This is a genomic window from Altererythrobacter sp. GH1-8 (assembly GCF_043702085.1).
In the GTDB taxonomy this organism is placed as follows: Bacteria; Pseudomonadota; Alphaproteobacteria; order Sphingomonadales; family Sphingomonadaceae; genus Erythrobacter.
This window is the reverse complement of the sequence record NZ_CP171690.1, coordinates 1456779-1483207: the sequence shown is the minus strand read 5'-3', so window position 1 is coordinate 1483207 and position 26429 is coordinate 1456779. Positions and strand designations below refer to the sequence as shown.

Genomic DNA, 26429 nt, shown 5'->3' with positions numbered 1-26429 from the left:
GGCATGGGCAGACTTCAAAACAAGCTTTGCGTAGTCACCGGCGGCGCGAGCGGCATTGGCCGTGGCATTTGCGAAGCCTTTGTCCGCGAAGGCGCTGAAGTCGTGCTGACCGATATCGATACCCATGCCGGTAGGAAAGCAGCGGATGCACTGGGCTGCGCGTTCGTCGAGCTCGATGTCCGCGATGAGGCGCATTGGGAGAGGCTCGCACAAAACCATCCACAGATCGATGTCCTCGTGAACAATGCCGGGATCACCGGCTTCGAGAGCAGCTCTGGCCCGCACGATCCCGAAAACTGCTCGCTGGCCGAATGGCACACGGTCCACGCGGTCAACACCGACGGCACCTTCCTCGGCTGCCGATATGCGCTGAAAGCGATGAAGACCAAGGGCACAGGCTCGATCATCAACATGTCCTCGCGCTCCGGCCTCGTCGGCATTCCCGGAGCCGCAGCCTATGCCGCGAGCAAGGCAGCGATCCGCAATCATTCCAAGTCGGTCGCGCTCTATGCCGCGCAACATGGCTGGCAGATCCGCTGCAACTCCGTCCATCCTGCCGCGATCCTGACCCCAATCTGGGAGCCGATGCTGGGCGATGGTCCTGACCGCGATGCCAAGATGGCGGCGCTTGTCGCAGACACACCGCTGAAGCGTTTCGGCACCGTCGAGGAAGTCGCAGAAATATGCGTCTATCTCGCCAGCGATGCCAGCGGCTACATGACCGGCGCTGAACTGACGCTCGACGGCGGGCTGCTGGCAGGCTCTGCCGCCTCACCCGGCTAAGCCGGCAAATCCGCAAAATCCGTCAGCGCCGCATCCCGCAGACCCCGCCACACATTCCTTGCCTGGACCGTGGCGGCAACATCATGCACGCGCAGCATCTGCACGCCCGCATTCATCCCCGCGACTGCGAGCGCGAGCGAGCCGCCAAGCCGCTCATGCGCGCCTGCTTCATGGGACAGCGCACCGATCATGCGCTTGCGGCTCGCGCCAAGCAGCAGGGGCTGGCCCAGTGCGTGGAACAGCGGCAGTGCATTGATCAGCGCGAGATTTTCCGAGAGGCTCTTGCCAAATCCGATGCCCGGATCGAGCACGATCTTCGCACGTGAAATACCCGCTGCGACCGCCGCATCTCGGCGTTGCTTGAGGCCGTCAAACACATCGAACACCACGCTGGTGTAGTTTCCGTCGGCATGAAGGTCCTCGCCTGAACCCGGCGCGTGCATCAGGATTACAGGGCATCCGGTGCTGGCTGCAAGCTGAGCGGTGCGCGGATCGTAGCGCAAAGCCGATACGTCATTGATCGCATGCGCGCCCACAGCAAGCGCGGCCTCGATCACGCCCGCGCGACGAGAATCGATGCTGATCGCAGCGCCCATCGCAGAGCAATATTCCACCGCAGGCAGGACGCGCTCCTTCTCATCGCCTTCCCACGTCGCCGCAGCACCGGGACGCGTGCTTTCCCCGCCAATATCGATAATCGCCGCGCCTGCTTCCAGCATGGCGGAGGCGTGCTCGCGCCCTGCATCAAGATCATCGAGAAACTTGCCCCCGTCAGAAAAGCTGTCGGGCGTCACGTTGAGGATGCCCATGATCTGAGGCTGGTCGAGCCGGATGGTGCGAGAGCCGAGCTCGAGCGGGGGATGCTTCAGCATCAGATTGGTCAGCTGCGCCTGCGCTTCATCCGCGACGCTCGCTGGAAGTTTGCCCAGCACTTCGGATATCTCGTCAGAATCGCATAGCCATCGCTGTGTGACCTTGCCGTCCTGCCGCAGGATCACCGCGAATTCGCGCGCATAGACCATTCCGCCTGCGATCCGCACCGCCTTGCCCTCTGCCGCTTGCGGTCCGGAGATCATCGTCAGCGGGCTGATGTAGACCTGCTCGCTCATCGCACGCCCTCACAGCTGTAAATCTGATGTTGGATACACATGTTACACAGTCCCGGGCTCAAAAAATCTTGCCGGTCTGCGTTCGTGTATCGGCGCGCGGATTGGAAGGGGAGCGAGGAAAACATTCCCCCGGTTTAGTGGGGTAGAGGAAGGTAGGACAGCGTAATGCGGCAATGTCCACTAACGGCTATTTGCGGTCGTCCAATCCGAGTGCTCAGAGAGCAAAGAAAAACCACCTCATGGGTTGTATTTGACCCTCGCGATCCCCACCTTAGAGTTAGCTACCAGTCGCAATCGACGGTCCAGGGTTTCCAAGTTGGAACCGCCTCCTTCAGTTTCGCCTCTTAGTCGCAGCCGGGTCCATTCTGGCGCGCTGCACGCCTACGCGAAGGTAACGAACAATGACATATTATGGCAAAATCAAGAACTACGACAGTAGCTCTGGCAAGGGCCGGATTACCCCGGAAAACGGAGGTGACGTGCTCGCCTTCCGCAAGTCCGACCTGGCAGACGAGGCCCATGCCCCGGAACAGGGCGAACGGTATGGCTACAAGGTCAAGGACGCCGACAACGGCAAGCGCTACGCGATCCATCTGCATCAGCAGGGCGAGCAGCCGAACGCTGCCAAGGAACAGGCGCAAGCCCAGCAAGGCTAGCCCCGAGAGCTGTTCGGGGATCATTCCCACCGTTTGATCCCCGAGCATACCTTCGACCCTTAATGAGCCTGGAAGGCCAGGATCATGGAACTCGATGAGAAACTGCATTTCCATCAAGCTGCCGCTGTTAAGGCCAGGCAGAACGGTCGAAGGGGGGAACGCCAACTCCACTGGGACCAGATAATTCGTTGCGCACAGCGATTGCGTGCGCTGCGAAAGCATGCACCAAAGTCATCCGAAAAGTCAGGCGCCTGAAATGGAAATTAACAAACTGCTCCGCGATCACCAGTTGGCGCAGCTCAACGCTCAGCAAGCTGATACCCTTGAGGGCCGAGTGATCTATCGCGAACTTGCCGGATATTATGGCGAGCGCATCACCGAATGGAGACGCTCGCGCGGCCTCATTGAAGATGGCTGGCCACGCGACGAACGCGGCCCGGGGCCAGGCAAATGCGAGTAGAGCCTGAACGACGGAGCGCGGTCCGCGCCGCGACAAATGAGTGGGAGAACGAGGGCGGTGCCGTCGTCGGAACGACGGACCCAGTTATCAGGCAGGACTCTTTGCCTACATATTCCCCGGCGCAATATTCTGGTGGTTCCCGCAGAAAGCTTTCGGCGGATCATTCTGTCGAAGAAAAAGGATAATTTAGTGGAACCACAAGAAACTGATCTCGAGCGCAGGGTGCTGGCACACGCACGCATTCTGCAAGCCCTGATCCGCCACCTGGCAGAAGACTCTCCCGAAGTTCTTAGTCGGCTCAAGGCCGCGTTTGGCCCTTGTCATACACTCGGAGAGTACGAGCAGGACTATAGTTCCACGGAGCAATATGGCGAAGTGTTTCTACGTTCCATCGAGCAGGACTTGGCGAGAGCGCAATGACTAATTCAAGCCGCATCGTCTCGCATCAAGCTGAAATTAGCGCCGGATGCGACCGAACCGGCAAGCCAAAGGAAACAACCATGACAATATTCCGACACTCGCCGCTTGCGCTTACCGCAGTATTGCTTCTGGCCGCATGCGCCGGATCGCCCAACTCGCCAATGGATACGGGAGAGCTCATCACGCAGCGTGGCGATAAGATCGCCGGATACGGCGATGCGTGGTCTGTTGGCAAACAGCAGGTCAACAATGGGGAGCGGATGGTTGCCGAAAGCAATCGAACATTAGCGAAGGCCAGGAAGCAACTTGCTGACGCCCGAAAAGACCTTGCTGCCTCTGAAGCCAAGGTCAATGACGCAGAAGAAGACAGGCTCGCTGGAGAGCAGCTGATCGCTGAAGGTAACCTCACAATGGCGAGGGCCGAGGCTGACTATTCAGAAGTGCGCGAGGGTCCGTCTGCAAACAGCAAGCCTATCGATGATCAGCCCTTCTGACGCACCGAAAACCCAAAGCGCAATGACTGAAATTGCCTGCTCACGCCCCGTCCGCTTTTCACCCCAATGGCCGACATCAGGACTGGAGTTGATCCAGCAGTTGCTCTTCAATCCTCTGTTGCAAGCAAATACATCTGACGTGCCGCGTCGATCGGCTTGACCTCGCCGCCCTCTTCATAGTGCCAGAAGGACCAGCCGTTGCAGCTCGGCGCGTCCTGTAATTCTTTGCCAAGCCCGTGGATTGAACCGGTCTGCTTGCCAATCGCGAGCGAGCCGTCCGCGCGGACCGTGGCAATCCAGCGGCGCTTCTTGTCGAACACCTCGGTCCCTGGTTTCAAGTAACCGCTTTCGACCAGCGCACCGAATGCCACCTTAGGTGCGTTCTTCTTGCTTTGCATGGTCTGGAGCGCGCTTTCATCCAGCGGCAGCTCCTTTTCGATCCGTTTGTAGGCAGCGTCGCGATAGACATTCTCACGCTCGCAGCCGATCCATGATCTGCCCAAACGCTTCGCGACCGCTCCGGTCGTGCCGGTACCGAAGAACGGATCAAGCACCACGTCGCCCTTCTCCGTCGTCGCGAGCAGCACGCGGTAGAGCAGGCTTTCCGGCTTTTGCGTCGGGTGAACCTTGTGGCCGCCCTCTTTCAACCGCTCCGCGCCCGCACAGATCGGCAGCACCCAGTCGCTGCGCATCTGGAGCTCGTCATTGAGGGTCTTCATCGCGCGGTAGTTGAAGTGGTATTTCGCCTTCTCGCCCTGGCTGCACCACAGTAGCGTCTCATGCGCATTGGTAAAGCGCGTGCCCTTGAAATTGGGCATCGGGTTCGATTTGCGCCAGACAATGTCGTTGAGGATCCAGAAACCCAGGTCCTGCAGGATCGCACCGACACGGTAGATGTTGTGATAGCTGCCGATCACCCACAAGGCGCCATCGGGCTTCAGGACGCGCTTCGCCTCAGTCAGCCATCGCCGAGTGAAATCGTCGTAAATCTTGAAGCTCTCGAACTGATCCCAGTGATCGGTCACGGCATCGACATGGCTGCCATCGGGGCGATTGAGGTCGCCGCCCAGCTGGAGATTGTATGGCGGGTCCGCGAAGACGAGGTCCACGCTCGCGTCGGGAAGCTTGCGCATAGCCTCCACGCAGTCACCATCAAGGATCTGCCCGATGGGCAGTTCCACAGCGGTTTCAAGACGCGCCGCGCGCGTTTTCGTGGTCTCCAGGACCCCCATAATCACATTCCTTCAGCAGAGTTATCCACAGGGTGAGTCCTATGGAGTCCCGCGTCAAGAACAGAATTATCGGCTATTATGGTTAATTCGGCGTTAGCTATGACGGAACAAAAGGAGTCCCGCACAAGATATTGAGTCTCAGCCGCTTTTGGGGACTCGAGATGATGGGGTGTGACTTTGCGGACTCACCCCCCTGGCTGATTGCAAATTTCTCGGCGAAATCTCAGCCTGCGAACACGAATGCGGTGTTGAGCGCGAATACGCCCGCCAGGAGAAAGCCCGCCAGCCGACCGATATTATTGCCCACTGCAAGCAGCAAAAGCAGCGCGAGTGCGGAAAATGCGAGCAGCGCAAATTCGAAGCCCAGCAACGACGCTGGCACAGCAACTGGCGCGACCATCATCGTTACCCCGCCGATCAGCAGGATGTTGTAGATGTTGGAGCCGAGCACATTGCCGAGAGCCAATCCCGGCTTGCCGCGCAGGGCAGCCGCGACGGATGCGGCGAGCTCTGGCAGAGAGGTCCCGACGGCAACAATGGTGAGCCCGATAACAGTCTCGCTCACTCCGAATACGCGCGCGAGGTCAATCGCCCCGGTGACCAGCGCGGTACCGCCTGCGACCAGCAGACCAAGCCCGCCGAGGAACGCAACTGCCGCCATCAGCGGCTTGAGATCGGCTTCCTCTTCCTCGTCCTCATCATCCGCGCGCGGGTGATTGTAGCGCCAGTAGATATAGGCAATGAGGCCAGCGAGCAGGACCATGCCGATCCAGATGGAGCCCGTCTGCGCATAGGTGATCCCCCAGAGCAGCAGCGTGACACCCAGAGCGACCACGGCATCGCGCTTGCCCGTGCCTTTCAAGGCAATCGGGGCGACCAGAGCGGTCACACCCAGGATCAGCAGCGTGTTCGCAAGGTTCGAGCCGACGATATTGCCCCAGGCAAGCTCGGGCGAACCCATCAGCGCGGCTTCCACGCTGGCGACCATTTCCGGCATGCTTGTGGCAAAGCCGACAATGACAAGCCCTGTCACAAGGTTCGATACGCCGAGCCTGTGCGCAATCGCGACAGAACCGCGCACGAGGAACTCGCCGCCAACGGCAAGGCCAATCAGGCCCAGTACGCTCAGGATTATGGCTTCAAGCATGATGAATGAAAGTTCCTAAAGCTGCCTAGAGCAGGCTCGCCTGCGCAACCGGCGCAAAGCTGTGGCGGTGATATGGGGATGGTCCATGAATTCGCAACGCTTCCATGTGCTCTGCTGTTCCATATCCCTTGTTCCGGTCCCATCCGTAGCAGGGGTGCTCGCGGGCTGCTTCACGCATCAGCCGGTCGCGCCATTCCTTGGCAATGATGGATGCTGCCGAGATCGCTGGCTCCTTGCCATCCCCGCCCACAATCGCGCGGGCGGGCCAGCGCCAGCCTTTGGCACGGCCGTGCGGCGTCATGTTTCCGTCGATCAGCGCCTCATGCAGCTCTGCGCCCATTGCCGCCACAAGATGTTCAACCGCGCGGGTCATCGCGGTCATGGTTGCGACGAGGATATTGAGCGTGTCGATTTCTCGCGCATCGACCACGCCGACACCCCAGGCACAGCTGGCACGCACTTGTTCGTCGAGCACAGCGCGGCGCCTGGCCGAAAGTTTCTTGGAATCATCGAGGCCTTGAGGATAATCAGGCCCCAGAATACAGGCGGCTGCGACCACCGGGCCAGCCAAGGGACCACGCCCGGCCTCATCGATTCCCGCCACCAGCGGAGCATCGAACAGGAACCGGGCACCAAACCCGTTTTGAGGAGTTGCGCTTACCATGACCAGTCTATCGAACCGCTTCGCCATCCTATTCCCCGCATCTGTGATTGCTGCAAGCTGCAGCGCGCAAACAAATGGGGAAACGCCCGAAACAGCCACCGATCACTCGGTCGCGATCGAGGAAATCGCGCAGTTCAACGAGCCATGGGCGGCAGCTTTTGCACCTGGAACCGCGCTGCTCGTCATAACCGAACAAGCCGGCACGATGCAGGTCATCAATACGGCGACTGGCAAGATCTTGCCCGTTTCCGGCGTGCCTACGGTTGCCTATGGCGGCCAGGGTGGGCTCGGCGATATAGCCTTCCTCGCCAGCGAGAGCGCCGCTGACCTTTCAGAGCCTCGCACGATTTACCTCACATGGGCAGAAGCCGGTTCGAACGACACCTATGGGGCCGTCATGGGCCTTGGCAAATTTGCCTGCGTGGCCGCCAACTGCACGATCAGTGACATGGAGATCGTTTGGCGGCAAACCCCCAAGACCTCACGCCGCGGCCATTATTCGCACCGCATCGCGATCGCGCCTGACGAAAGCTATCTCTTCCTCGCGAGCGGCGACCGGCAAGAGCTTGATCCGGCGCAGGATACGTCCAACAATCTGGGTACGGTTGTGCGCCTCAATCTCGATGGTTCTGCCGCAGCGGGCAACCCACTTGCGGGCCAGGGGTCGCCGAGCGACCAGATATGGTCATGGGGCCACCGGAACATCCTCGGAATGGATTGGGATGCGCAAGGGCGTTTGTGGGAGGTCGAGCATGGTCCGCGGAACGGCGATGAACTCAACCTGGTAGAGCCCGGCAAGAATTACGGCTGGCCGATCGTCTCGGAAGGCGAGCACTATCGCGGCGAAGACATTCCCGACCATGACACGCGCCCTGAGTTCGAGCGTTTCAAGGAAACCTGGTCACCCGTGATCGCACCGGGCGACATGGTGTTCTACGATGGCGACATGTTCAGCACGTGGCAGGGTGATGCATTGATTGCAGGCCTCAAGTCCGAAGGACTGGTTCGCGTTGAAATCGATGGCGAAGAGGCCGTCGAGGCAGCCCGCTACAGCACAAATGCACGCGCGCGCGCAGTCGATATCGGCCCTGATGGCGCGATCTGGGTGCTGACCGACGGGGAAGAAGGCAAGCTTCTGAAACTGACCGCCGAGTAAGGATCAAGCGCCTCGCCAGAGGGGCACCCATGGCGTTTGTGTATCGACATAGCGCGAGCGCCGCACTAAGCGCGCGCGCTCATGGCGACGCTCATTCCTCTTTCGCAGGTCGAACCGGACCTGATCGAGCAAGTGCTCGACAGGGCTTTCGGCCCTGACCGTCACGCGCGCACGGCATACCGCATCCGGACAGGCATGGACTGGCTGCCAGCTTTGAGCTTTGCCGCGCTCGATGAAGAAGACATGCTGGTAGGAACGATCCAGATCTGGCCGGTTTCGCTGACCGATACCGAAGGCCGCGCGCATCCCTTGTTGATGGTGGGGCCGGTCGCAGTTCTGCCGGAACATCAGGGCGAAGGGTATGGCAAGGCGCTGATGCTGGCGAGCTTGCAAGCGGTCGCAGACACATCCAGCCCGGCCCATCCCTTGCCTCAGGTTCTGATTGGCGATGTCGAATATTACGGCATCTGGGGTTTCAGCGCCGAACATACCGGCGGCTGGCATTGCCCTGGCCCCAACGATTGCAAACGTTTACTGGTGCGTTGTGACAACCCAGCCGTTTTGCCGGTCGAAGGAATGCTGGGGCCGTGGGAAGGGTAAGGCTTGAGCCTGCCATGCAGTTCTGCCATCTGATTGGCCGCCAATGCCGTACGAACCCCCGCCCCATCTTGCAGAACTGACGCTCGCAGAAATTGCCGATCAAGTCGCTGCGCGCAAGCTGCCGCCGGTCGATGGCTGGGCACCGCAAAAAACTGGCGATAGCGGGATGCGGATCGCCGCTGATGGCCAATGGTTTCACGATGGGTCCCCAATCACGCGCGACGCGATGGTCCGCGCCTTTTCCGGTCTGCTCAAACGCGACGAGGACGGCGCACACTGGCTTGTCAGTCCGTTTGAAAAGCTCAGCATCGACGTAGAAGATGCGGCCTTCATCGCCACCGATGTTGCGCGGCGAGAGAGCGGCCTGGCGTTCCGGTTGAACACTGATGAGTTCATTATCGCGGGGCCGGAACACCCCTTGCGCGCTGCGGGAGACCCTGAAACGCCAGCCATCTACCTCCATGTCCGGCGCGGCTGCGAAGCGCGGCTCAACCGTTCAACCTGGCAGCAACTGGCGGAGATCGCACTTGGTGAAAGCGATGATATGCGCGTTGCAAGCGGCGGTGAGACGTTCAGCCTGATCCCATCATGAAGGCGCCGTCGTCGCCTCTCGCCGGGCGCCTGTCCCGCTTGCTTGACGAAGGGCACAGCCGTGAAGTGGCTGGCCTGATGAGCGATGCGCGGTTTGCTGATGCGACGCGAACATCGGCAGCGGCGGTGCTGATCGCAGTGACTGACCGCGAACGGCCTGGCATACTCCTCACTCAGCGTCCCAAAGACATGCGCGATCATCCGGGCCAGGTCGCGCTCCCGGGCGGGAAAATCGATCCCGGAGAGGATGCCATTACCGCCGCGCTGCGCGAAGCGCATGAGGAAATCGCGCTCGATCCCGTTCATGTGGACGTGATCGGGACAACCGACCGTTATCAGACCGGCACGGGCTTTGATGTGACACCAGTGCTTGCCGTCGTTACCGCGCACGCAACCCACGCGCTCAGCCCCAATCCGACCGAAGTCGACGCCTGGTTTGAAGCTCCGCTCGATCTGCTGCTTCGACTTGAGAACTGGACCGAACAAGAAGCATTCTGGCGCGGTGCGGTGCGCCGATACCTCGAAATGGACTACCAAGGTTATCGTATCTGGGGCGTCACGGCTGCGATCATCGCCAACCTTTCGCGCCGGATCGATGTCGACGCTTTGTTCACGCGCGATTGACCTTGGGGGGGCGTGCGGCGAATAGAGACGCATGGGGAAGTTACCTGCAGCAGACTGGACAAGGCGCGAAGGGCTGAGACAGCTCACCGCAGCGCTGGGCGCGGAAAACCTGCGATGGGTGGGCGGTGCAGTGCGCGACACCCTGCTCGCTCTCCCGGTCAAAGACATTGACGGGGCAACGCCGCTGCTGCCTGACGCAGTCATGGAACGCTGCAGGCAGGCCGGCATCCGGATCGTACCGACCGGGCTCGAACATGGCACGCTGACTGCAGTTCTGCCTGAAGGTCCGGTTGAGATCACCAGCTTGAGGCGCGATGTAGCGACCGATGGCAGGCGCGCGACGGTCGCCTTCGCAACCAAATGGCAAGAGGATGCGAGCCGCCGCGACTTCACGATCAACGCGCTCTACGCTCATCCTGAAACGCTTGAGATTTCCGATTATTTTGGCGGGCTTGAGGATCTGGATGCGCGCCGTGTGCGCTTTATCGGTGACCCGCATGAGCGTATTCGCGAGGATCACTTGCGGATCCTGCGCTACTACCGGTTCCAGTCACGCTTTGGGGCAGACCTGGACGAGGCGGCGGAGGAGGCATGCGCGGCGCTTGCGCATACATTGAAGGGCCTCAGCCGCGAGCGCATCGCGATGGAGCTGCTCAATCTGCTTGGGCTGCCCGATCCCTCGGCTACCATTGCACGAATGCGTGAGCGGGGTGTGCTGCAAGTCATCCTGCCGGAAGCCCAGGCGTGCCATGTGGAGGCCTTAAAGCGACTGATCGCGGCAGAATCCACAAGCGGGATCGCGCCCAATGCCATCCGCAGGCTTGCAGCGCTCCTCCCGCCAGCACCTGAAGTTGCCGACAGCGTTGCGGCACGGTTGCGATTGTCGAGAACCCAGCGCGGACAGCTGAATTGTGCAGCCTCACGGGTAGCGCAGGACGCGCAGAACCCGCGTGCACTGGCCTACACCGAGGGCATGGACGGCGCGATCGACCGGTTGTTACTGCAAGGGGCTGAACTGTCAGCGCTCGACGGATGGCAAGTGCCTGAGTTTCCGCTGCGCGGAGGCACAATTGTCGGGCGCGGGGTGATCGCCGGTCCGCAGGTCGCCGCGATCATGCGGGCAGTGGAGCGCTGTTGGGTCGCGGAAGGTTTTCCCGGCCCTGATCGCATCGAAGCGCTGCTTGAGGAGCAACTGGTTCAAGTCTTGCGCGATCCTTCAGCTTAGCGTCAGGCCGGGACAGCTAGCGGGAACCCTACTTGCCTTATCTCGTTCGAGGTTTTAGGCAAATGCCTGCGTTCGGTTGTTCCTTACGCCCGTCCTGGTGCGGACCTTGGTTGTTCGCCCATACATTTCCAGAGGCCGTTCTGTGCGCCTGACCCCGTTGTTCCGGGTGCCTCAGCCTCATGCACACGACTGGAGAGACATTGATGAAACTCGCGAAACTCGCTCTGATCGCCACCGCATTGGTGGGCGCGCCGATGGCTGCCAATGCGCAGGATGTCGGCACAACCGTTTACGGTAATGATGACAAGCCGATCGGCAAGGTTGTCAGCAACGCCGACGGCATTGTCACGATTGACACCGGCTCGCACGAGGCTCCGCTCCCGGCTGAATTGATCGGCCAGCGCGAAATCGGCTACAGCGTTAACGCGACCAAGGGCCAGATTGACGAGATGATGGCAGCCCAGCTTGCAGCACAGCAGCAGGCTGCTGCAGAGGCGCAAGCCGCAGCCGAAGCAGAAGCGGCAGCCCGCCTGGAAGCTGCGCTCGTGGTCGGCGCGGAAGTTATCACCGCTGACCAGCAATCGCTTGGTTTGATCGACGAAATCACTGACGAAAACGTCATCGTGAAGACCGCGGACGAGCAGCTCGTGACGCTGCCGCAGAATTTCTTTGCAGCCGATGTGGACGGCACTCTGTTTGCGCTCGCCAACCATGCAGATATCATGGCAGCGCTGGAGCAGGTTGGCGGCTAAGCCACCCGGTCAGACACTTTAAAGGGGGCCGCCAAGCAATCGCTTCGCGGCCCTTTTTCGTCCTCAAAATCGATTGTCCTTGGGGAAGCCCTGCGGCGGTAAACGCCCGGCCCCGCCGCGCGCCACCTTCCACTGCCAGATCTCGTTCTCGGTCCGGGTCCGGTCACCCTTCCCGCCCATTTGCCAGCTGAGCCCCTCTTCCAGAGTGAAGGTCTTGGCATCCGAGAGCCCGCCATCGCGATAACGCTGCAAGGTCACACCTTGCCCTCGTCCCAGCAGCGGAACCTCTTCCAGGTTGAACACCACCAGCTTGCGGTTGTCGCCCACGCAAGCGACGTGGTCATGGCTTTCCGCAATCTCCCGCATCACCACCAGCTTCGCGCCGTTCTTCAGATTGACGACCTGCTTTCCTTTACGGGTCTCTGCGAGCAGCTCGGAAGTTTCCGCGACAAAGCCCTTGCCAAGGCTCGAGGCGAGCAGCAGGCGCCCGCCTTCCTTGTGCACGATCATCCCAGCGATCCTGGTCTCTGCCTCAAGGTCGATCATCGACTGGACCGGCTCGCCAAATCCGCGCGCACCCGGCAGCTTGTCGCAGCCGAGCGTGTAGAACCGGCCGTTTTCTGCCGCGATCAAGATCTTGTCGGTCGTCTGGCAATGGCGCGCGAAGGCTGGCCCATCGCCTTCCTTGTACTTAAAATCGCCGCAGCCATCCTCGCCGAGCTCGACATGACCCTTGGCCGCACGGATCCAGCCCTTTTTCGACAGCACGACCGTGACCGGTTCCTTCTCGATCATCGCGTCCATCGAGAATTCAACCGTTGGTGCAGCTTCTTCGATCCGCGTGCGCCGAGCCCCGAGCGCGGTGTCCTCGGCATAATCCTTGCGCAGTTCCTTGAGGTCGCGCTTCAGCCGCGTGCGCTGACGCGCGGGGCTTTCGAGCAGTTTCTGCAAATCGTCCTGTTCAGCCAGCAAATCGTCCTTTTCCTGGCGCAGCTGCATTTCTTCCAGCTTGCGCAAGGACCGAAGCCGCATGTTAAGGATCGCTTCGGCCTGTCGGTCGGTGAGGTTGAATTCCGCCATCATCACCGGCTTTGGCTCATCCTCGGTACGGATGATCTCGATCACCCGGTCGAGATTGAGGAAAGCGATGATGTAGCCTTCCACCAGTTCCAGCCGCTTGGCGATCTGCTCAAGCCGGTGCTGCGTGCGGCGCTGCAGGATCTCGATCTGACTGCGGACCCAGTTCTCAAGCAGTTCCTTCAGCCCCATAACCATCGGGGTGCGCGTGTGATCGAGCACGTTCAGATTCAGGCTGAAGCGAGTTTCCATGTCGGTCAGCTTGAAGATCGATTCCTTCAAGAGCTCGGGATCGACATTGCGGCTGCGCGGCACGAGCACGATGCGGATCTGCTCGTCACTCTCGTCGCGGACATCATCGAGGATCGGAAGCTTCTTGTCGGCAATCGCCTGTGCGATCTGCTCGATCAGCTTGCCCTTCTGCACCTGATAGGGGATTTCGCTGATGACGAGCTGCCATTGCCCCCCTCCCAGCCGTTCGATTCCCGCCTGCTGATCCGCCGCGTCCTTCGCTTCTTCCGCATGGAAGACGCCGCGCACGCGAAAAGACCCGCGCCCCGTCGCATAGGCCTCTGCAATCGATTCCTTGCTGTCGACGATCTGGCCGCCCGTGGCAAAGTCCGGACCGGCGAACAGCTCCATCAATCGCTGGTGCTCGACATGAGGGTTGTCGATGAGCTCAAGCGTGGCGTCGATCACTTCGGCAACATTGTGGCTGGGGATGCTGGTCGCCATGCCCACTGCGATCCCGCTCGCCCCATTTGCAAGCAGGTTGGGGAACAGGCCGGGCATCAGCTCCGGTTCCTGTTCCTCTCCATTATAGGTCGGGATGAAATCGACTGTCCCTGCGTCCAGCCCTTCCATCAGCTGCATTGCGGTTTTGGTCAGGCGTGCTTCAGTATAGCGGTAAGCGGCAGCATTATCGCCATCGATATTGCCAAAATTGCCCTGTCCCTCGACCAGCGGGTAGCGCAGCGAGAAGTCCTGCGCGAGCCGCACCATCGCGTCATACGCAGCGGTGTCGCCATGCGGGTGGTACTTGCCGATCACTTCGCCCACGACGCGCGCGGACTTCTTGAAGGTGCTGTCAGGGGCTAGCTTCAGCTGCCGCATGGTCCACAAGAGGCGGCGATGAACCGGCTTCAGCCCATCACGCAGGTCGGGCAGCGAACGCGCGGTGATAGTCGAGAGCGCATAGACGAGATAACGCTCCTCCAGCGCGGAATCGAACGGCGCGTCGACGATCTGGTCGAATGGGTCTTCAGCAGGCAAGTCGGTAACATCTGACATGCGAACCGCTTAGCAAGCGTGCGCCGCATAAGGGAGGGCGAAAGCCCACAAAAAGCGATGTCAGTCGCCTTTTTCCGCAGCCTTGCGCAAGGCGCCGATCTCTGCGCGAAGGCCGCGCAGCTCACGCAGGATTTCCTCGCGCTCGTCGTGCGCTTCTTCATCGGTGGCTTCGGACATTGCGTTGACGATCACACCGATGAACAGGTTGAGCACGATGAAGCTGGTGAGCAGGATGAAGGGCACGAAGAACGCCCAGGCATAGGGGTAGACTTCCATCACCGGGCGCACGATGCCCATCGACCAGCTTTCCAGCGTCATGATCTGGAACAGCGAATAGAGCGAGGCGCCAAGCGTCCCGAACCACTCGGGAAACGCCCCGCCGAACAGCTTCGTTGCCATCACCGCGCTGATATAGAACAGCAGCACCAGCATGACGATGACCGTGCCGATGCTGGGTATCGCGCTGAACAGGCCGACTATGACCTTGCGCATACTTGGCACGACCGAGATCAGCCGCAAGGCGCGCAGGATACGCAGCGCGCGCAGGACGGAGAATTGCTGGCTGGCCGGGACAAGCGCGACGCTGACGATCACGAAGTCGAACACATTCCAGCCGTTCCTGAAGAAGCTGAGTCGGTACACGAACAGCTTCAGCGCCAGTTCGACGACAAAGATGCCAATCGCCAGCCGGTCCAGCGTGGAGATGACCCCGCCGAAGCGCTCCATGATCGCAGGCGATGTTTCCATCCCCAGCCCGATCGCGTTGATCACGATCACAGCCGTGATGGCATGTTCGAAACGCCTGGCTTCGACAAAGGCGCGCACGCGCTCGCGCAATGAGATTCCAGTGGTGGATGCCATAGCGCTGTGACTACATCCGTCTCGCATCGTGAGCATCGGCGGGGACGGTGACCGATAACCCGTCCAGTTCCTCGCCAAGCGTGATCTGGCAGGAAAGGCGGCTCGTGCGGCGCACGCCGGCAGCAAAGTCGAGCATGTCTTCCTCTTCCTCGGAAGCTTCGGCGAGTTTGTCGAACCACTCGGCATCGACCACCACATGGCAGGTCGAGCACGCCATTTGCCCTTCGCAGGTCCCCTCCAGCGGCAAGCCCGCTGCTTGCCCGACGCGCAGGAGATTGTCGCCCGGCTCGGCCTCAGCCGAAATGGTATTGCCATCCGGATCAATGAAGTGGACGGTGATGCTCAAACACTTTGCTCCTTCGCAGCAGAAATGAGTTTGCCCGCCGCAAGTTCCAGCTCTTCCAGGCTGGTGTAGCGACCGAAGCCCAGCCGGATCGAGCTTTTCGCTTGGTGGTCGCTGAGGCCGATGGCTTTCAGCACATGGCTCGGGCGGCCAGAGCCGGACGCGCAGGCAGACCCGGCGCTGAACATCACATCGCGCACGTCCGACATCAGGCGTGCGACATCCAGGCCGTCCTTGCGCAGGTTGAGATTGCCGCGATAGCGCGCATCCGCGCTGCCGTTCAGCTCCCATCCGTCGAACATGTCGCGCGCCCGGTGCCACAGCGCTTCGACATGTGCCGCATCCTCTTCCATCCGCTCCTTCGCGAGCGCGGCTGCCGCGCCGAACCCTGCGATCAGCGCGGGGCTGAGCGTGCCGGAACGCAGCCCGTGCTCCTGCCCGCCGCCGGTCTGCTGTTCGGTCAGCTCGACCCCGTCGCGCAACCACAGCGCGCCAACGCCCTTGGGCCCGTGGAACTTGTGCGCGCTGACCGCGATCATATCCGCGCCGGTCACTTCCATCTTGCCGTAAGCTTGTACCGCATCGACGAGGAACAAGGCATTGTTCTCCTTGGCTTTGCGGTGCCAGTCCAAGGTCGGTTGAATGGTCCCGATCTCGTTATTGACCTGCATCACCGCGATCAGGCGCACATCGTCAGGCACATCCTGCGCGGTGTTGCACTGCCCCTCTTTCGAGACGTTGAGGACATGCCGCTTGCCCGCAGCTGCTGCGGTATCGCCAACCGCGGAATGTTCGATCGCGCTGACAGAGACAGAGCCGCCTGTACCAGAGCCGCGGATCGCGAGGTTGAGGGCCTCTGTCGCGCCGCCGGTGAAGATCACTTTGCCGCCCGGAGGGAAGAGCGCGGCGACCTTCTCGCGCGCGGCCTCGACCGCGGCAGCAGCCATCCGTCCCATGCGGTGCGAACTGTGCGGATTGCCAAAGCCCGTGCCTTCGGGTCCGTCGAGCCAGCGCAGCATGGCATCGCGCGCTTCGGGCGCAAGCGGGGTTGTGGCCTGATAGTCGAGGTAGATCATGATTTCGCCAGCTCTAGCCAAACTTCGCAAAAGCGCTCTACTTCGGTGCGCGTGGTGTTCCAGCCAAGACTCACCCTGATTGTGTTCGCTGCGATTTCAGGAGGGACCTGCATTGCATCAAGAACCCGGCTCGTCTTCATCGTCCCACTGGAACACGCACTGCCTTGCGAGACCGCGATCCCGGCCATGTCGAAGCGCATGACCTGAGCGGATGCGCTCATATTTGGCATCGCGATTGCCTGAAGATACCATAGAGGATCTGAAAGGCGCTCTTCCAACCACGTTCCTCCAAGTTCCTTGCAAGGACTTTCGAGCTCATAGAGCGCACTTGGCGCACTCGAAAACCAATATGGGTCAATTTCAAGCGCGGCGGCCATGCCCAAAATCCCCGGCAAATTCTCCGTTCCCCGCCGATAACCGCGTTCATGACCTCCGGTGGGCTTCAGCATGGAGAAATCGCGTACCAACAGCGCTCCTACCCCAATCGGCCCGCCAAACTTGTGAGCAGAAATAATAGCCATGTCGCACTCAGGCAGATTGATCTTGCCAGCTGTCTGTGCGCAATCAACGAGGAGAAGCCCTTCGGCTTCTTGGACTATTCGATAAACCTCGGGAATGAGCTGCTGATTGCCAGTTTCAGAATTGGCGTGCTGAACCGCCACAAGCGGGCGCTCGGTTTGAATTGCATCAGCAAGAGCCTCCCAATCCAATTGACCGCACTCTTGGACCGGCAAGCGCTCTGCGTCAGGAACCGCTTGCAAGATGCAATCGTGTTCGACGGCGCTGACAATGCGTGCTCCTGCATCAGCCTGATGCAGAGCGAGCGCCGCCGCCTCGCTCGCGCCGCTTGTGAAAATCACCTCGCCATCCCAGCTGAGCGCGCGCTTCACACGCTCACGCGCATCCTCCAGCGCGGCCTTCGCCTTGCGCCCTTCGGCATGAGGAGAAGACGGGTTCGCCCAGATGCGAAACCCCTCCTCCATTGCTGCCTTGGCCTCAGGCCGCAAAGGCGATGTCGCCGCGTGATCGAGATAAATCCGTTCAGTGATGGGATAGCCCCACAAAAAATTGCGAAATCTGCATTCGTCCCTATATAGAGCCCGCTTTCATGCGCGCCACCCGGCGATGCAACACAGTTTAAGGTCCCATCGATGCCATCCGTCATCTTTCCCGGCCCAGAAGGCCGTCTTGAAGGTCGTTTCTCTCCGCCACCCCGCCCGCGCGCGCCTGTGGCCATGATCCTGCATCCGCATCCGGAAGGCGGCGGCACGATGAATGACCGGATCGTGCAGCGCATGTACAAGACCTTTGCCGACCGCGGCTTTGCCACCTTGCGCTTCAATTTTCGCGGCGTAGGCCGCAGCCAGGGCAGCTTTGACAATGGTATTGGCGAACTGTCAGACGCAGCAAGCGCATTGGACTGGGTGCAGTCAATCCATCCCGAGGCGCAGACCACTTGGGTCGCCGGTTACAGCTTCGGCGCGCTTATCGGCATGCAATTGCTGATGCGCCGCCCCGAAGTGCGCGGCTTCATCTCTGTCGCGCCGCCCGCGAACATGTATGACTTCAGCTTCCTTGCGCCTTGCCCTGCGAGCGGGATCTTCATCCAGGGCGCAAGCGACACCGTCGTGCAGCCAAGTGCTGTCCAGAAGCTGGTCGACAAACTGCGCACGCAAAAGCACATCACGATCCATCATGAGGAAATCCCGCGCGCCAATCACTTCTTCGAAAATGAGCTCGAAGACCTGATGGGTTCGGTCGACAATTACCTGAATTTCCGACTCGACCCGGACTGCCCGATCAAGTGATGATCCCCGGCTGAGAGGTGCTTCCTCGCCTCTCAGGCCTTTCCACTCCAACCGCTTGAATTCGGCGCATTTTGCGCCGCACCGAGTATTGCGCGAGCTGCGTGAGCAGTGTCGGAATTTTACAATCGCTAAGTTATGTTGTAACATTCGTAAATCGGAGTCGCAGCAAGATCAATAATTTAGTGGCCCGATGAAACCCAGTTTTTGGGAAACCAATGGAGAGTTGCCTTAAGGAGATTGGATATGGCTTACGCAGATGCACAGAGTTTGCAGCAAAGGTCGGCAGGAATCGCGGGAGCAGCCCTCGCTCATGTCGCAATTGGCGGAATCATCGTTGTCGGGCTGAGTGTGTCACAGGTGATCGGGCCGATTATCGATACAGGGCCCATGCCCGCACGCGAATGGAAGGAAATTCCTCCGCCCCCGCCACCCGATCCCAAACCTGACCCCATCGACAATAAGCCTGTCTCTCAGCAACCGGTCGTCGTTCCCGATCCCCCGGTCAGCTTTGCGACCGACACGCCGATCCGGTGGACCACTCCCGACATCCCGCCGCCAGGTCCAATCGAGCGAATCATTCCATCCCCCCGACCCGGTACCGGCGCAGGCTTCGGCGCCATAGAACCAGTGGCTGCGATTCCGCGCGGCGATCCTTCGCGCTGGATCACCGATAGCGACTACAAGAGCCGCTGGATCCGCGAAGGGTTCTCAGGACGCGCTTCGTTCTCGCTGCAGATAAGCAAGCAAGGTCGTGTCGAGAAATGCTCGATCACACGTTCAACCGGGCACAGCGTGCTCGATCAGGCGACATGTGCGCTGATTACGAAGCGTGCCCGGTTCGAGCCTGCGAGGAGCAGCGATGGCTCAGCCACCAGCGGCATCTATACCAGTGCAATCCACTGGCAGCTGCCCGACTAACCAATCCAAGAGCGGCATCCCCCGTTGCCGCAACAACTCACCCGGTCGATGCAATCGCATCGACCGGGGCTTTTCCATCTTTGGTCGGCACCGTCCAGATCGCGACGTTCAGGATTGCGATCACCGCCAGCAGCAGCATGAGAAGTGGCTGCTTGGTCTGCCCCGTCCGGCGCCAGTAGACAAACGCTCCGGCAAGCAAGGCGCCAGCCGCAAGCATGACTAGGGACAACACGAGATTCATGCCGATCCTATCTCACTGTCCTTTCGTGTAGGCAAGCCAACACAGCCAATCACCGAGTTCTGCTTGAATTGTCCCGGAAAACTGCAACACTGCAGGAACGTCCAGCAGAGAGGGAAACTCATGGGAATTTTCAGTTCAATCAAGAGCGCAATCTTCGGTGATGATGATACGGAAGAAACAGTAATCGCTCCCGCCGCTCAGGCAGCTCCTGCCGCAAAGCCCAGCCCTGCCCCGACCACGGTCGTCAACGTGGAGGAGCGACTCGATGCAATGGACGGCGCTGACAAGCTCAACTGGCGCACATCAATCGTCGATCTGATGAAGCTGATCGGCGTCGATTCGAGCTATGGTAATCGCAAGGAACTGGCGCAGGAACTGGGCCGGAGCGACTATTCAGGCTCTGCCGAAGACAACATCTGGCTCCATAAAGTGACTATGCAGCATCTCGCGCTCAATGGCGGAAAAGTGCCTTCTCAATTCCTCGATTGAGGGGCGCTGACACAGTCGGCAGATGCAGATGCTCTGCTCGGCCAGATCGCCCCGGAACCTGCTTGATCACAAGCCTTCCAGCGCTTCCCGCGCAGGGATCGGTGCGGTTAAAAAAGGGGGCTGCGCGGGCCTCTGAATGGCGCATCGCTCGATAGTAGGCACTCCGCCGCCTCGAACATTGCACGCATGCCTCGCAGCGGCGCAAGACGTGCCTCGTGAAGGGCTGAAAACGGAGTCATCTCCCTTTAGATGAGCCTGACCCCGCAATTCACCCGCATGTCGCCATCCGCAGGGCTTGGCCCGAAAGGACCTCGCCCTAGTTCTTGCCAAACAGGCTCTTGGCCATCCCGGCAATATCGTCGAGCGCGTTGCCATCGCCATCACGGTCGAGCAGGTCCATGAACGAGGAGGGATCATCCTTGATCGCATTGGCGAATTCCATCAGCGAACCTTCACCGCCGATTTGCGAGACAATCTGATTGAGGATGCCTGCATCAAGGCCGGTCTTGGCAGATGCAAGCTCTACCGTGTCGCCTTGCATCTGGTGGGTTTGTCCCAGTACCGCGATTGCCTTCTCGGCCATGCGCGGATCGATACCGACCTTTTCGGCAAGGTTTGCAACATCATCTGGCGCGCCGCCAATGTTCTTCAGGATACCGTCAAGCATGCTCATCGCTGTCTCTCCGCTATGGATAGGAGCAGACAGGCTAAGCGCCCGATAGAACAAAGAAAAGAACTAATCAGGCCATTTGTCGCAGCAAGGCAGTGGGCTGAACGAAAAAGCCCCGCTCCAGCCGGTCGGCCGGGCGGGGCTTCCCTCTCCAACTGAGAAATTGGGCTCAGGCGGCGATTGCCACTGTGTGAGGCGCAGCCTGGCGCACGCCTTCATCCACATGCGCTTCGAAGTCAGCAAAGTTGTCAACGAACAGTCGCACCAGCTTGTCAGCGGTGCGATCATATTCATCCTTGTCTGCCCAGGTCGAACGCGGATCGAGAATCGCGCTGTCCACACCAGGTACGGAAATCGGCACTTCAAAACCGAAATGGGGATCCTTGCGGAATTCGGCGTTGTTCAGGCTGCCGTCCAGCGCCGCGTTAAGCAGAGCCCGGGTGGCCTTGATCGGCATGCGATTGCCAACCCCGTACTTGCCGCCGGTCCAGCCCGTATTGACCAGCCAGCACTGCACACCGCCTTCGGCAATGCGCTTTTTCAGGAGGTTACCATAGACGCTGGGGTGGCGCGGCATGAAGGGCGCGCCGAAACACGTGCTGAAGGTTGCCTCGGGCTCGGTGACGCCGATTTCAGTGCCCGCAACCTTAGCGGTGTAGCCCGACAGGAAGTGGTACATGGCCTGCTCTGGCGTGAGGCGCGCGATCGGGGGCAAGACCCCAAAGGCATCAGCAGTAAGCATGATGACATTGCTTGGTGCAGGTCCGAGATTTTTCTCCGACGTGTTCGGAATGAAGTCCAACGGGTATGCGCCGCGGGTGTTTTCTGCGAGCGAGTTGTCGTCGAAATCAAGCTCGCGCGTGACAGGGTCCATCACCACATTTTCAAGCACGGTGCCGAACATGCGGGTCGTCGCGTAAATCTCCGGCTCTGCTTCTTCGGACAGACGGATCATCTTGGCATAGCAGCCGCCTTCAAAATTGAAGACCGCATCGTCCGACCAGCCATGCTCATCATCACCGATCAGCGTACGGCTGGCATCAGCCGAAAGTGTGGTCTTGCCGGTGCCGGAAAGACCAAAGAAGACCGCGCTCTTTCCATCCGGCCCAACATTGGCTGAGCAATGCATGGGCATGACACCCTTGGCAGGCAGTAGGTAATTGAGAATTCCGAACACGCTCTTTTTCATTTCGCCTGCATATTGCGTGCCGCCGATCAGAATGAGCTTTTCAGTAAGATTGACCGCAATCACCGTTTCGCTGCGCGTTCCGTGACGCGCGGGATCGGCCTTGAAACTGGGCAGATCGATAATGGTGTACTCTGGCACAAAGCTCGCCAGTTCGCTGATTTCAGGTCGGACCAGCATCGTGCGAATGAAGAGGTTGTGCCATGCGAATTCGTTGATGACCCGCACATTGACACGATGCTCGGGCTGAGAGCCGCCAAACAGATCCGCCACAAAAAGCGTGTCCTTTTCCGCAAGTGCAGCAAGAAAATCCTCTTTCAAAGCCGCAAAATGCGCGGGTTCCATCGCGGCATTGGTTTTGCCCCACCAGACCGAATCGGCGGTCTCAGCGTCCTTCACAATGAACTTGTCCTTCGCACTGCGACCGGTATGCTTGCCTGTTTCAACCACCAGCGAGCCATACTTTGACAGTCGCGATTCACCCCGCGCAACAGACTGTTCCACAAGCTCGGCCGAATTCAAGTTGGGATAGATTTCAGCTTTTGTTTCAAAGCCTTGCTCGGGAAGCGAAAGGGCAAGCGAAGTAGACACGCAATTCTCCATCAAGATTGGGCTGTCATGCGTTGCAGCGTAATTTTTTGCCAATACGACCTGCGCCTGCATACGAATGCGCAATTTCGCAAGTGCATAGTTTGCGCCCTCTCTTGCGTCAAACGCGCATGGGGATATTTGCGACAGACAGCCCTTTTTTGAGACATGTGAGATGATTGTTTCGCCGCGCAGGACGCGCTAGGTCTGAAGAACAGATGATCAGCGCGTCGAAACCCACCGAAACCGGCTCAAGCCAGGCCCTGAGTGAACGTCCTGAAAAGGCCGACAGCGATCATGTCATCGCGCTGGTCGATGATGATCGCAATATCCTCACGTCGGTGTCCATCGCCTTGCAGGCCGAGGGGTTTGTCACGCGCATCTATTCGGACGGGGAGACGGCCTTGAAGGCCTTGCTGGAGAACCCCCCGGACCTCGCTGTGTTCGATATCAAGATGCCCAAGATGGACGGGCTGGAATTGCTGGCACGGGTGCGCCAACGCTCGGCGATGCCGGTCATCTTCCTCACCAGCAAGGACGACGAGCGCGATGAGGAGCTTGGACTTGAGCTGGGCGCCGATGATTATATCGCCAAGCCCTTCAGCCTGCGCCTGCTGGTCGCCCGCATTCGTGCAATCCTTCGCCGGGCCTCGTCTATTCGCGGCGCTGATGACAATACAGAGAACGATGCGCCTGCCCCTAGCCTGACGCGGGGACGCCTGTTCATGGACCCTGCCCGCCACCACGTGACATGGGACGGCGAAGCGGTTTCGCTAACGGTGACGGAATTTCTGATCCTTGAAGCACTCGCTGCACGACCTGGCGTTATCAAGAGCCGCAATCAGTTGATGGATGCAGCCTACCCGGACGATGTGTTCGTCGACGACCGCACGGTCGATAGTCATATCAAACGGATGCGGCGCAAGTTTCGTCAGGTAGACAACACATTCGAGGCCATCGAAACCCTTTACGGGGCGGGCTATAGCTACAGCGATGGCTGACAGCCTTGGCAACATTTCCGATCCCGTGCGAGCTGAACCGCGAAGCTGGGCAGGCCGGCTGTCGCTTACGGCGCGCATTTTGCTGGTCAACATCCTGCCACTGACACTGCTTGGTGGCGGGCTGTTCTACCTCGACACTTACCGCACCCAGCTCATCAACGAACGTTTCAAGCTCGCACGGATCGAAGCGCAGATCACCGCCGAAGCGCTGGCAGGCGCGACGCGCGCCCGGCAGGAAGCGCTGTTGGTCCAGATTGGCCGCGAACAGCGCATGAGGCTGCGGATGTTTGATGCAGAAGGGCGGCTTTGGGCGGACAGTTTTGCGCTCGACGAACCCGGCTTTTCGTTCGAGGACATATCCGATGACACTTGGGACCAGCGATTTGCCCGCTGGCTCGATCGTACCGTCGACACCATAGTCAGTGCGGAGCCTGTTACTGACTATGTCGAGCCCGAGGCCCAAACGGCCGACGCCTGGCCAGAGGTCGTGCGGGCACGCGAGCAGGCGCTGACGCAGGTCACGCTGTATGACTGGGTCGATGGTACTCCGGTCATCACGGCCGCCGCGCCCGTCGGGCTCAATGGTGCAACGCTGCTGACCACCCGAAACGCGGTCGACATCACCGAGGCAGTGCGATCGGCCCGGTCGAGCCTGGTTGTCGCAGTGCTGTTCGTCCTGTCCGGCTCGATCCTGCTGTCGTTGTTCCTGGCGCGTACGATTGTGACGCCGTTGAGACAGCTCTCAAGTGCCGCCGCGCGCGTGAGGCAGGGCCGTGAGCGCGAGGTGGAAGTGCCCCGCCTGCCAGAGCGTCATGACGAAATCGGCGTCCTGGCGCGCTCTGTGTCCGACATGACCGGTGCGCTGCGGCACAGGATCGACGCAGTCGACCATTTCGCGGCCGATGTCGCGCACGAGATCAAGAACCCGCTTGCCAGCCTGCGCAGTGCGATCGAGTCGCTTCCCAGGGTAGAGGATCCGGACCTGCGCGCGCAGCTTACCAGGATCGCCACACATGATGTTCGCCGGATTGACCGGCTGGTCACTGAGATCTCCGAGGCCAGCAGGATCGATTCGGAAATCTCGCGCGCCACGCACGAAAAATTTGACTTGAAGCAATTGGTCGCGGCGATCATCGGAAGCCGTGAGGCACGCGCGGAGAACCACGACAACCAGATCGTCCTTGCGTCGCATGGCCCCTCTCCCATTGTAGTGGGCGTAGCGATGCGGATCGAGCGCGTCATCGAGAACCTGCTCGACAATGCCGTCTCCTTCAACCCGCCGGGAGTGCCCATCGAAGTCTCGATCGAGACCAATGCCAAGCAAGTGAGCCTCACAATATGCGACAGCGGACCAGGCATTCCCGAGGATGCACGGGAAAAGGTCTTTTTGCGCTTTCATTCCGTGCGTCCATCCGATGAGGACTTTGGCAATCACTCCGGGCTTGGTCTTGCGATCGCACGCGCTATCGCAGAGGCTCATGATGGCACTCTGACTGCTGAATCGCGTCCTGATGGCAGCAATGGGGCCTGTCTCCGCCTCACTCTCCCACGGGCCTCATGACCCTATCAAGCCATACGACCTTTCAGGCCAGCGCCGTCGCCATTGATGGCCGCGCCGTACTTATTACCGGCCCGCCCGGAAGCGGCAAGTCCATGCTTGCCCTGGCATTGATCGATCGCGGCGCAACCCTGATCGGCGATGATGGGATTGTTCTGCGCAAATTCAGCCGGCAAGTGATTGCTGAACCCCATCCCAATATTGCCGGCAAACTCGAGATCAGAGGCGTTGGCCTGATTGACTTTCCAACCACGTCTGCACCGGTAGCCCTGATAGTCAATTTGGACGATATCGGGGAGCGCTTGCCTGAGGCGCTTTGCACGCAGGATCTGTTGGGCTGTGCCGTCCCTGTCCTGCCGCTCGGAGCGAGTGATGCTGCCGCCTTGCCATTACGCACGGAATGGGGCTTACGCGTTCATGCACTGACGAAGGAAAGCGCATGACTGGCAATTCACCTTCTGCTGCGAATCCTGTCCAGGACCAGTCTGCCGCCAAACAGCAATTGCTGCTGCTTACGGGCCTGTCCGGGGCAGGCAAGTCGACCGCGCTCGACGTGCTGGAAGATTTGGGATGGGAAGTGATCGACAACTTCCCGGTCAGAATGCTGGAAGCGCTCTTGTCTGGCTCCGACACCCAGCCGGGCAGACTTGCGATCGGCTTCGATTCGCGCACCCGCGGCTTTGTCCCGGCTGAGATCGTCGCGCTGGTTGGGGGCCTTTCGCAGCGGCCTGATCTGGAGGTCGCGACCCTGTTCATCGATTGCGCCTCGCACGAGCTTGAGCGGCGCTACAACGAGACCCGGCGGCGTCACCCGATGGCGCAGGACCGCCCCCTGCAGGAGGGTATTCGCGCTGAGCGGGAATTGCTGCAGCCGCTGCGCAACCGGGCCGATATGCTGATCGAGACTACATCGCTCAACAGCAATGACCTGCAGAACCAGATGCGCGAGATGTTCGGCCAGCCCGGCAAAAGCCCTGCGAATCTGACCATTTCCAGCTTCGGTTTTGCACGGGGCATGGCGCCACTGGCAGACCTGGTCTTCGACATGCGGTTTCTCGATAATCCGCACTGGGTGCCTGAACTCAAGGAACAGACCGGACTGGACCGAGAGGTCCAGGCCCATATCCGCGCGGATCCGGCATTCCAGCACGCTTTCGACGATATTGCCGACTTGGTGAAGAAACTGCTTCCGCTATATGCCGCGCAAGGCAAGGGCTACGTCCACGTCGCGTTTGGCTGTACCGGGGGGAGACACCGCTCTGTATTCTGCGCGGAGCACCTGGCAGAAAGCTTGCGCAAGGCTGGATTTTCGCCCACTGTTCGCCACCGCAATCTTGGATCACGTGCGGTCAATACCATCGAAGGTGAGGCGCAATGAAGATCCGCAGGCAATCACTCAGGCTGTGTGGC

29 protein-coding genes are annotated in these 26429 nt (G+C 60.1%); 17 read left to right on the top strand and 12 right to left on the bottom strand.

The annotated features are described in order from the left end of the window. Positions 1 to 3 precede the first annotated feature (3 nt). Positions 4 to 783 (top strand): SDR family NAD(P)-dependent oxidoreductase, encoded by a 780-nt coding sequence (locus tag ACG9DO_RS07195; RefSeq protein WP_394731035.1) that lies wholly within the window; start codon positions 4 to 6, stop codon positions 781 to 783. Here the strand turns inward: ACG9DO_RS07195 and folP are convergent. Continuing rightward, positions 780 to 1892, bottom strand: a complete 1113-nt coding sequence (gene folP / locus ACG9DO_RS07190; protein ID WP_394731034.1) for a dihydropteroate synthase — start codon at positions 1890 to 1892, stop codon at positions 780 to 782. The two genes, ACG9DO_RS07195 and folP, sit on opposite strands and share 4 nt — an antisense overlap. A gap of 401 nt (positions 1893 to 2293) precedes the next feature. On the opposite strand from folP, the gene ACG9DO_RS07185 reads away from it, so the two are divergent. The 3 genes from ACG9DO_RS07185 to ACG9DO_RS07175 all read left to right on the top strand — a co-directional run bounded on the left by ACG9DO_RS07185 (position 2294) and on the right by ACG9DO_RS07175 (position 3922). Then, positions 2294 to 2548, top strand: coding sequence for a cold-shock protein (locus tag ACG9DO_RS07185; RefSeq protein WP_394731033.1), 255 nt, complete (start codon positions 2294 to 2296; stop codon positions 2546 to 2548). Between the two features lie 256 nt (positions 2549 to 2804). Next, positions 2805 to 3008: a hypothetical protein gene (locus tag ACG9DO_RS07180; protein ID WP_394731032.1), complete on the top strand. Its 204-nt coding sequence runs from the start codon at positions 2805 to 2807 to the stop codon at positions 3006 to 3008. Between the two features lie 500 nt (positions 3009 to 3508). Next, positions 3509 to 3922: a hypothetical protein gene (locus tag ACG9DO_RS07175; RefSeq protein WP_394731031.1), complete on the top strand. Its 414-nt coding sequence runs from the start codon at positions 3509 to 3511 to the stop codon at positions 3920 to 3922. A gap of 107 nt (positions 3923 to 4029) precedes the next feature. Here the strand turns inward: ACG9DO_RS07175 and ACG9DO_RS07170 are convergent, their stop codons facing one another. From ACG9DO_RS07170 to ACG9DO_RS07160, 3 genes are all read right to left on the bottom strand, one after another. After that, positions 4030 to 5154: a site-specific DNA-methyltransferase gene (locus ACG9DO_RS07170; RefSeq protein WP_394731030.1), complete on the bottom strand. Its 1125-nt coding sequence runs from the start codon at positions 5152 to 5154 to the stop codon at positions 4030 to 4032. Positions 5155 to 5377: 223 nt separating this feature from the next. Beyond that, positions 5378 to 6301 (bottom strand): calcium/sodium antiporter, encoded by a 924-nt coding sequence (locus ACG9DO_RS07165; RefSeq protein WP_394731029.1) that lies wholly within the window; start codon positions 6299 to 6301, stop codon positions 5378 to 5380. Between the two features lie 25 nt (positions 6302 to 6326). Then, on the bottom strand, positions 6327 to 6965 hold the full coding sequence (locus ACG9DO_RS07160; protein WP_394731221.1) for a ribonuclease HII: 639 nt from the start codon (positions 6963 to 6965) through the stop codon (positions 6327 to 6329). On the opposite strand from ACG9DO_RS07160, the gene ACG9DO_RS07155 reads away from it, so the two are divergent. The 6 genes from ACG9DO_RS07155 (at position 6964) to ACG9DO_RS07130 (ending at position 11913) form a co-directional block, all read left to right on the top strand. Continuing rightward, positions 6964 to 8121 carry a PQQ-dependent sugar dehydrogenase gene (locus ACG9DO_RS07155; RefSeq protein WP_394731028.1) on the top strand — a complete coding sequence of 386 codons (1158 nt, stop codon included), beginning with the start codon at positions 6964 to 6966 and terminating at the stop codon, positions 8119 to 8121. The genes ACG9DO_RS07160 and ACG9DO_RS07155 overlap by 2 nt on opposite strands. An 81-nt stretch (positions 8122 to 8202) precedes the next feature. Further along, complete coding sequence (locus ACG9DO_RS07150) at positions 8203 to 8721, top strand: GNAT family N-acetyltransferase (RefSeq protein ID WP_394731027.1); 519 nt, start codon at positions 8203 to 8205, stop codon at positions 8719 to 8721. A 43-nt stretch (positions 8722 to 8764) separates the two neighbouring features. After that, entirely contained in the window at positions 8765 to 9313 is a 549-nt protein-coding gene (locus ACG9DO_RS07145; protein WP_394731026.1) for a DUF1285 domain-containing protein, read from the top strand. After that, positions 9310 to 9936, top strand: coding sequence for a CoA pyrophosphatase (locus ACG9DO_RS07140; RefSeq protein WP_394731025.1), 627 nt, complete (start codon positions 9310 to 9312; stop codon positions 9934 to 9936). Before ACG9DO_RS07145 ends, ACG9DO_RS07140 begins: the two co-directional genes overlap by 4 nt. 31 nt (positions 9937 to 9967) lie before the next feature. Next, a complete protein-coding gene (locus tag ACG9DO_RS07135; RefSeq protein WP_394731024.1) occupies positions 9968 to 11161 on the top strand; it encodes a CCA tRNA nucleotidyltransferase in 1194 nt (397 codons plus the stop codon). Positions 11162 to 11364: 203 nt separating this feature from the next. After that, positions 11365 to 11913, top strand: a complete 549-nt coding sequence (locus ACG9DO_RS07130) for a hypothetical protein (RefSeq protein ID WP_394731023.1) — start codon at positions 11365 to 11367, stop codon at positions 11911 to 11913. A 63-nt stretch (positions 11914 to 11976) separates the two neighbouring features. On the opposite strand, the gene parC is transcribed toward ACG9DO_RS07130, so the two are convergent. The 5 genes from parC to ACG9DO_RS07105 are packed head-to-tail and all read right to left on the bottom strand — an operon-like array spanning position 11977 to position 17624. Further along, complete coding sequence (gene parC, locus ACG9DO_RS07125) at positions 11977 to 14280, bottom strand: DNA topoisomerase IV subunit A (RefSeq protein ID WP_394731022.1); 2304 nt, start codon at positions 14278 to 14280, stop codon at positions 11977 to 11979. A 60-nt stretch (positions 14281 to 14340) separates the two neighbouring features. Further along, on the bottom strand, positions 14341 to 15141 hold the full coding sequence (locus ACG9DO_RS07120; RefSeq protein WP_394731021.1) for an ion transporter: 801 nt from the start codon (positions 15139 to 15141) through the stop codon (positions 14341 to 14343). Positions 15142 to 15151: 10 nt separating this feature from the next. Further along, the gene (locus ACG9DO_RS07115; RefSeq protein WP_394731020.1) at positions 15152 to 15487 is read right to left on the bottom strand and encodes a 2Fe-2S iron-sulfur cluster-binding protein; all 336 of its coding nucleotides are present in this window, start codon (positions 15485 to 15487) and stop codon (positions 15152 to 15154) included. After that, complete coding sequence (locus ACG9DO_RS07110) at positions 15484 to 16560, bottom strand: cysteine desulfurase family protein (protein WP_394731019.1); 1077 nt, start codon at positions 16558 to 16560, stop codon at positions 15484 to 15486. Before ACG9DO_RS07110 ends, ACG9DO_RS07115 begins: the two co-directional genes overlap by 4 nt. Continuing rightward, positions 16557 to 17624 (bottom strand): cysteine desulfurase family protein, encoded by a 1068-nt coding sequence (locus tag ACG9DO_RS07105; RefSeq protein WP_394731018.1) that lies wholly within the window; start codon positions 17622 to 17624, stop codon positions 16557 to 16559. The genes ACG9DO_RS07110 and ACG9DO_RS07105 overlap by 4 nt, the downstream gene beginning before the upstream one ends. An 87-nt stretch (positions 17625 to 17711) precedes the next feature. Here ACG9DO_RS07105 and ACG9DO_RS07100 point away from each other — a divergent pair, with 87 nt between their 5' ends. Next, positions 17712 to 18368 (top strand): alpha/beta hydrolase, encoded by a 657-nt coding sequence (locus ACG9DO_RS07100; protein WP_394731017.1) that lies wholly within the window; start codon positions 17712 to 17714, stop codon positions 18366 to 18368. 243 nt (positions 18369 to 18611) lie between these two features. After that, positions 18612 to 19286 (top strand): TonB family protein, encoded by a 675-nt coding sequence (locus tag ACG9DO_RS07095; protein ID WP_394731016.1) that lies wholly within the window; start codon positions 18612 to 18614, stop codon positions 19284 to 19286. Between the two features lie 37 nt (positions 19287 to 19323). Here the strand turns inward: ACG9DO_RS07095 and ACG9DO_RS07090 are convergent, their stop codons facing one another. Beyond that, complete coding sequence (locus ACG9DO_RS07090) at positions 19324 to 19527, bottom strand: hypothetical protein (RefSeq protein ID WP_394731015.1); 204 nt, start codon at positions 19525 to 19527, stop codon at positions 19324 to 19326. Between the two features lie 120 nt (positions 19528 to 19647). On the opposite strand from ACG9DO_RS07090, the gene ACG9DO_RS07085 reads away from it, so the two are divergent. Further along, positions 19648 to 20016: a DUF3597 domain-containing protein gene (locus ACG9DO_RS07085; protein ID WP_394731014.1), complete on the top strand. Its 369-nt coding sequence runs from the start codon at positions 19648 to 19650 to the stop codon at positions 20014 to 20016. Between the two features lie 316 nt (positions 20017 to 20332). Here the strand turns inward: ACG9DO_RS07085 and ACG9DO_RS07080 are convergent, their stop codons facing one another. Continuing rightward, positions 20333 to 20689 carry a hypothetical protein gene (locus ACG9DO_RS07080; protein ID WP_394731013.1) on the bottom strand — a complete coding sequence of 119 codons (357 nt, stop codon included), beginning with the start codon at positions 20687 to 20689 and terminating at the stop codon, positions 20333 to 20335. A gap of 166 nt (positions 20690 to 20855) precedes the next feature. Further along, positions 20856 to 22463: a phosphoenolpyruvate carboxykinase gene (locus ACG9DO_RS07075; RefSeq protein WP_394731012.1), complete on the bottom strand. Its 1608-nt coding sequence runs from the start codon at positions 22461 to 22463 to the stop codon at positions 20856 to 20858. Positions 22464 to 22678: 215 nt separating this feature from the next. On the opposite strand from ACG9DO_RS07075, the gene ACG9DO_RS07070 reads away from it, so the two are divergent. Genes ACG9DO_RS07070 through rapZ form a run of 4 tightly spaced genes read left to right on the top strand, consistent with a single transcriptional unit; the run spans position 22679 to position 26397 of the window. Beyond that, positions 22679 to 23461, top strand: coding sequence for a response regulator transcription factor (locus tag ACG9DO_RS07070; protein WP_394731011.1), 783 nt, complete (start codon positions 22679 to 22681; stop codon positions 23459 to 23461). Next, positions 23454 to 25022 carry a sensor histidine kinase gene (locus ACG9DO_RS07065; protein ID WP_394731010.1) on the top strand — a complete coding sequence of 523 codons (1569 nt, stop codon included), beginning with the start codon at positions 23454 to 23456 and terminating at the stop codon, positions 25020 to 25022. Before ACG9DO_RS07070 ends, ACG9DO_RS07065 begins: the two co-directional genes overlap by 8 nt. Continuing rightward, a complete protein-coding gene (locus tag ACG9DO_RS07060; protein ID WP_394731009.1) occupies positions 25019 to 25462 on the top strand; it encodes an HPr kinase/phosphorylase in 444 nt (147 codons plus the stop codon). Before ACG9DO_RS07065 ends, ACG9DO_RS07060 begins: the two co-directional genes overlap by 4 nt. After that, positions 25459 to 26397, top strand: coding sequence for an RNase adapter RapZ (gene rapZ / locus ACG9DO_RS07055; RefSeq protein ID WP_394731008.1), 939 nt, complete (start codon positions 25459 to 25461; stop codon positions 26395 to 26397). Before ACG9DO_RS07060 ends, rapZ begins: the two co-directional genes overlap by 4 nt. Positions 26398 to 26429 lie beyond the last annotated feature (32 nt).

Excerpts from the sequence above, each read along its gene's own strand:
- ACG9DO_RS07195 (WP_394731035.1), top strand. The coding sequence starts at position 4 with ATGGGCAGACTTCAAAACAAGCTTTGCGTAGTCACCGGCGGCGCGAGC.
- folP (WP_394731034.1), bottom strand. The coding sequence starts at position 1,892 with ATGAGCGAGCAGGTCTACATCAGCCCGCTGACGATGATCTCCGGACCG.
- ACG9DO_RS07185 (WP_394731033.1), top strand. The coding sequence starts at position 2,294 with ATGACATATTATGGCAAAATCAAGAACTACGACAGTAGCTCTGGCAAG.
- ACG9DO_RS07180 (WP_394731032.1), top strand. The coding sequence starts at position 2,805 with ATGGAAATTAACAAACTGCTCCGCGATCACCAGTTGGCGCAGCTCAAC.
- ACG9DO_RS07175 (WP_394731031.1), top strand. The coding sequence starts at position 3,509 with ATGACAATATTCCGACACTCGCCGCTTGCGCTTACCGCAGTATTGCTT.
- ACG9DO_RS07170 (WP_394731030.1), bottom strand. The coding sequence starts at position 5,154 with ATGGGGGTCCTGGAGACCACGAAAACGCGCGCGGCGCGTCTTGAAACC.
- ACG9DO_RS07165 (WP_394731029.1), bottom strand. The coding sequence starts at position 6,301 with ATGCTTGAAGCCATAATCCTGAGCGTACTGGGCCTGATTGGCCTTGCC.
- ACG9DO_RS07155 (WP_394731028.1), top strand. The coding sequence starts at position 6,964 with ATGACCAGTCTATCGAACCGCTTCGCCATCCTATTCCCCGCATCTGTG.
- ACG9DO_RS07160 (WP_394731221.1), bottom strand. The coding sequence starts at position 6,965 with ATGGTAAGCGCAACTCCTCAAAACGGGTTTGGTGCCCGGTTCCTGTTC.
- ACG9DO_RS07150 (WP_394731027.1), top strand. The coding sequence starts at position 8,203 with ATGGCGACGCTCATTCCTCTTTCGCAGGTCGAACCGGACCTGATCGAG.
- ACG9DO_RS07145 (WP_394731026.1), top strand. The coding sequence starts at position 8,765 with ATGCCGTACGAACCCCCGCCCCATCTTGCAGAACTGACGCTCGCAGAA.
- ACG9DO_RS07140 (WP_394731025.1), top strand. The coding sequence starts at position 9,310 with ATGAAGGCGCCGTCGTCGCCTCTCGCCGGGCGCCTGTCCCGCTTGCTT.
- ACG9DO_RS07135 (WP_394731024.1), top strand. The coding sequence starts at position 9,968 with ATGGGGAAGTTACCTGCAGCAGACTGGACAAGGCGCGAAGGGCTGAGA.
- ACG9DO_RS07130 (WP_394731023.1), top strand. The coding sequence starts at position 11,365 with ATGAAACTCGCGAAACTCGCTCTGATCGCCACCGCATTGGTGGGCGCG.
- parC (WP_394731022.1), bottom strand. The coding sequence starts at position 14,280 with ATGTCAGATGTTACCGACTTGCCTGCTGAAGACCCATTCGACCAGATC.
- ACG9DO_RS07120 (WP_394731021.1), bottom strand. The coding sequence starts at position 15,141 with ATGGCATCCACCACTGGAATCTCATTGCGCGAGCGCGTGCGCGCCTTT.
- ACG9DO_RS07110 (WP_394731019.1), bottom strand. The coding sequence starts at position 16,560 with ATGATCTACCTCGACTATCAGGCCACAACCCCGCTTGCGCCCGAAGCG.
- ACG9DO_RS07100 (WP_394731017.1), top strand. The coding sequence starts at position 17,712 with ATGCCATCCGTCATCTTTCCCGGCCCAGAAGGCCGTCTTGAAGGTCGT.
- ACG9DO_RS07095 (WP_394731016.1), top strand. The coding sequence starts at position 18,612 with ATGGCTTACGCAGATGCACAGAGTTTGCAGCAAAGGTCGGCAGGAATC.
- ACG9DO_RS07090 (WP_394731015.1), bottom strand. The coding sequence starts at position 19,527 with ATGAATCTCGTGTTGTCCCTAGTCATGCTTGCGGCTGGCGCCTTGCTT.
- ACG9DO_RS07085 (WP_394731014.1), top strand. The coding sequence starts at position 19,648 with ATGGGAATTTTCAGTTCAATCAAGAGCGCAATCTTCGGTGATGATGAT.
- ACG9DO_RS07080 (WP_394731013.1), bottom strand. The coding sequence starts at position 20,689 with ATGAGCATGCTTGACGGTATCCTGAAGAACATTGGCGGCGCGCCAGAT.
- ACG9DO_RS07070 (WP_394731011.1), top strand. The coding sequence starts at position 22,679 with ATGATCAGCGCGTCGAAACCCACCGAAACCGGCTCAAGCCAGGCCCTG.
- ACG9DO_RS07065 (WP_394731010.1), top strand. The coding sequence starts at position 23,454 with ATGGCTGACAGCCTTGGCAACATTTCCGATCCCGTGCGAGCTGAACCG.
- ACG9DO_RS07060 (WP_394731009.1), top strand. The coding sequence starts at position 25,019 with ATGACCCTATCAAGCCATACGACCTTTCAGGCCAGCGCCGTCGCCATT.
- rapZ (WP_394731008.1), top strand. The coding sequence starts at position 25,459 with ATGACTGGCAATTCACCTTCTGCTGCGAATCCTGTCCAGGACCAGTCT.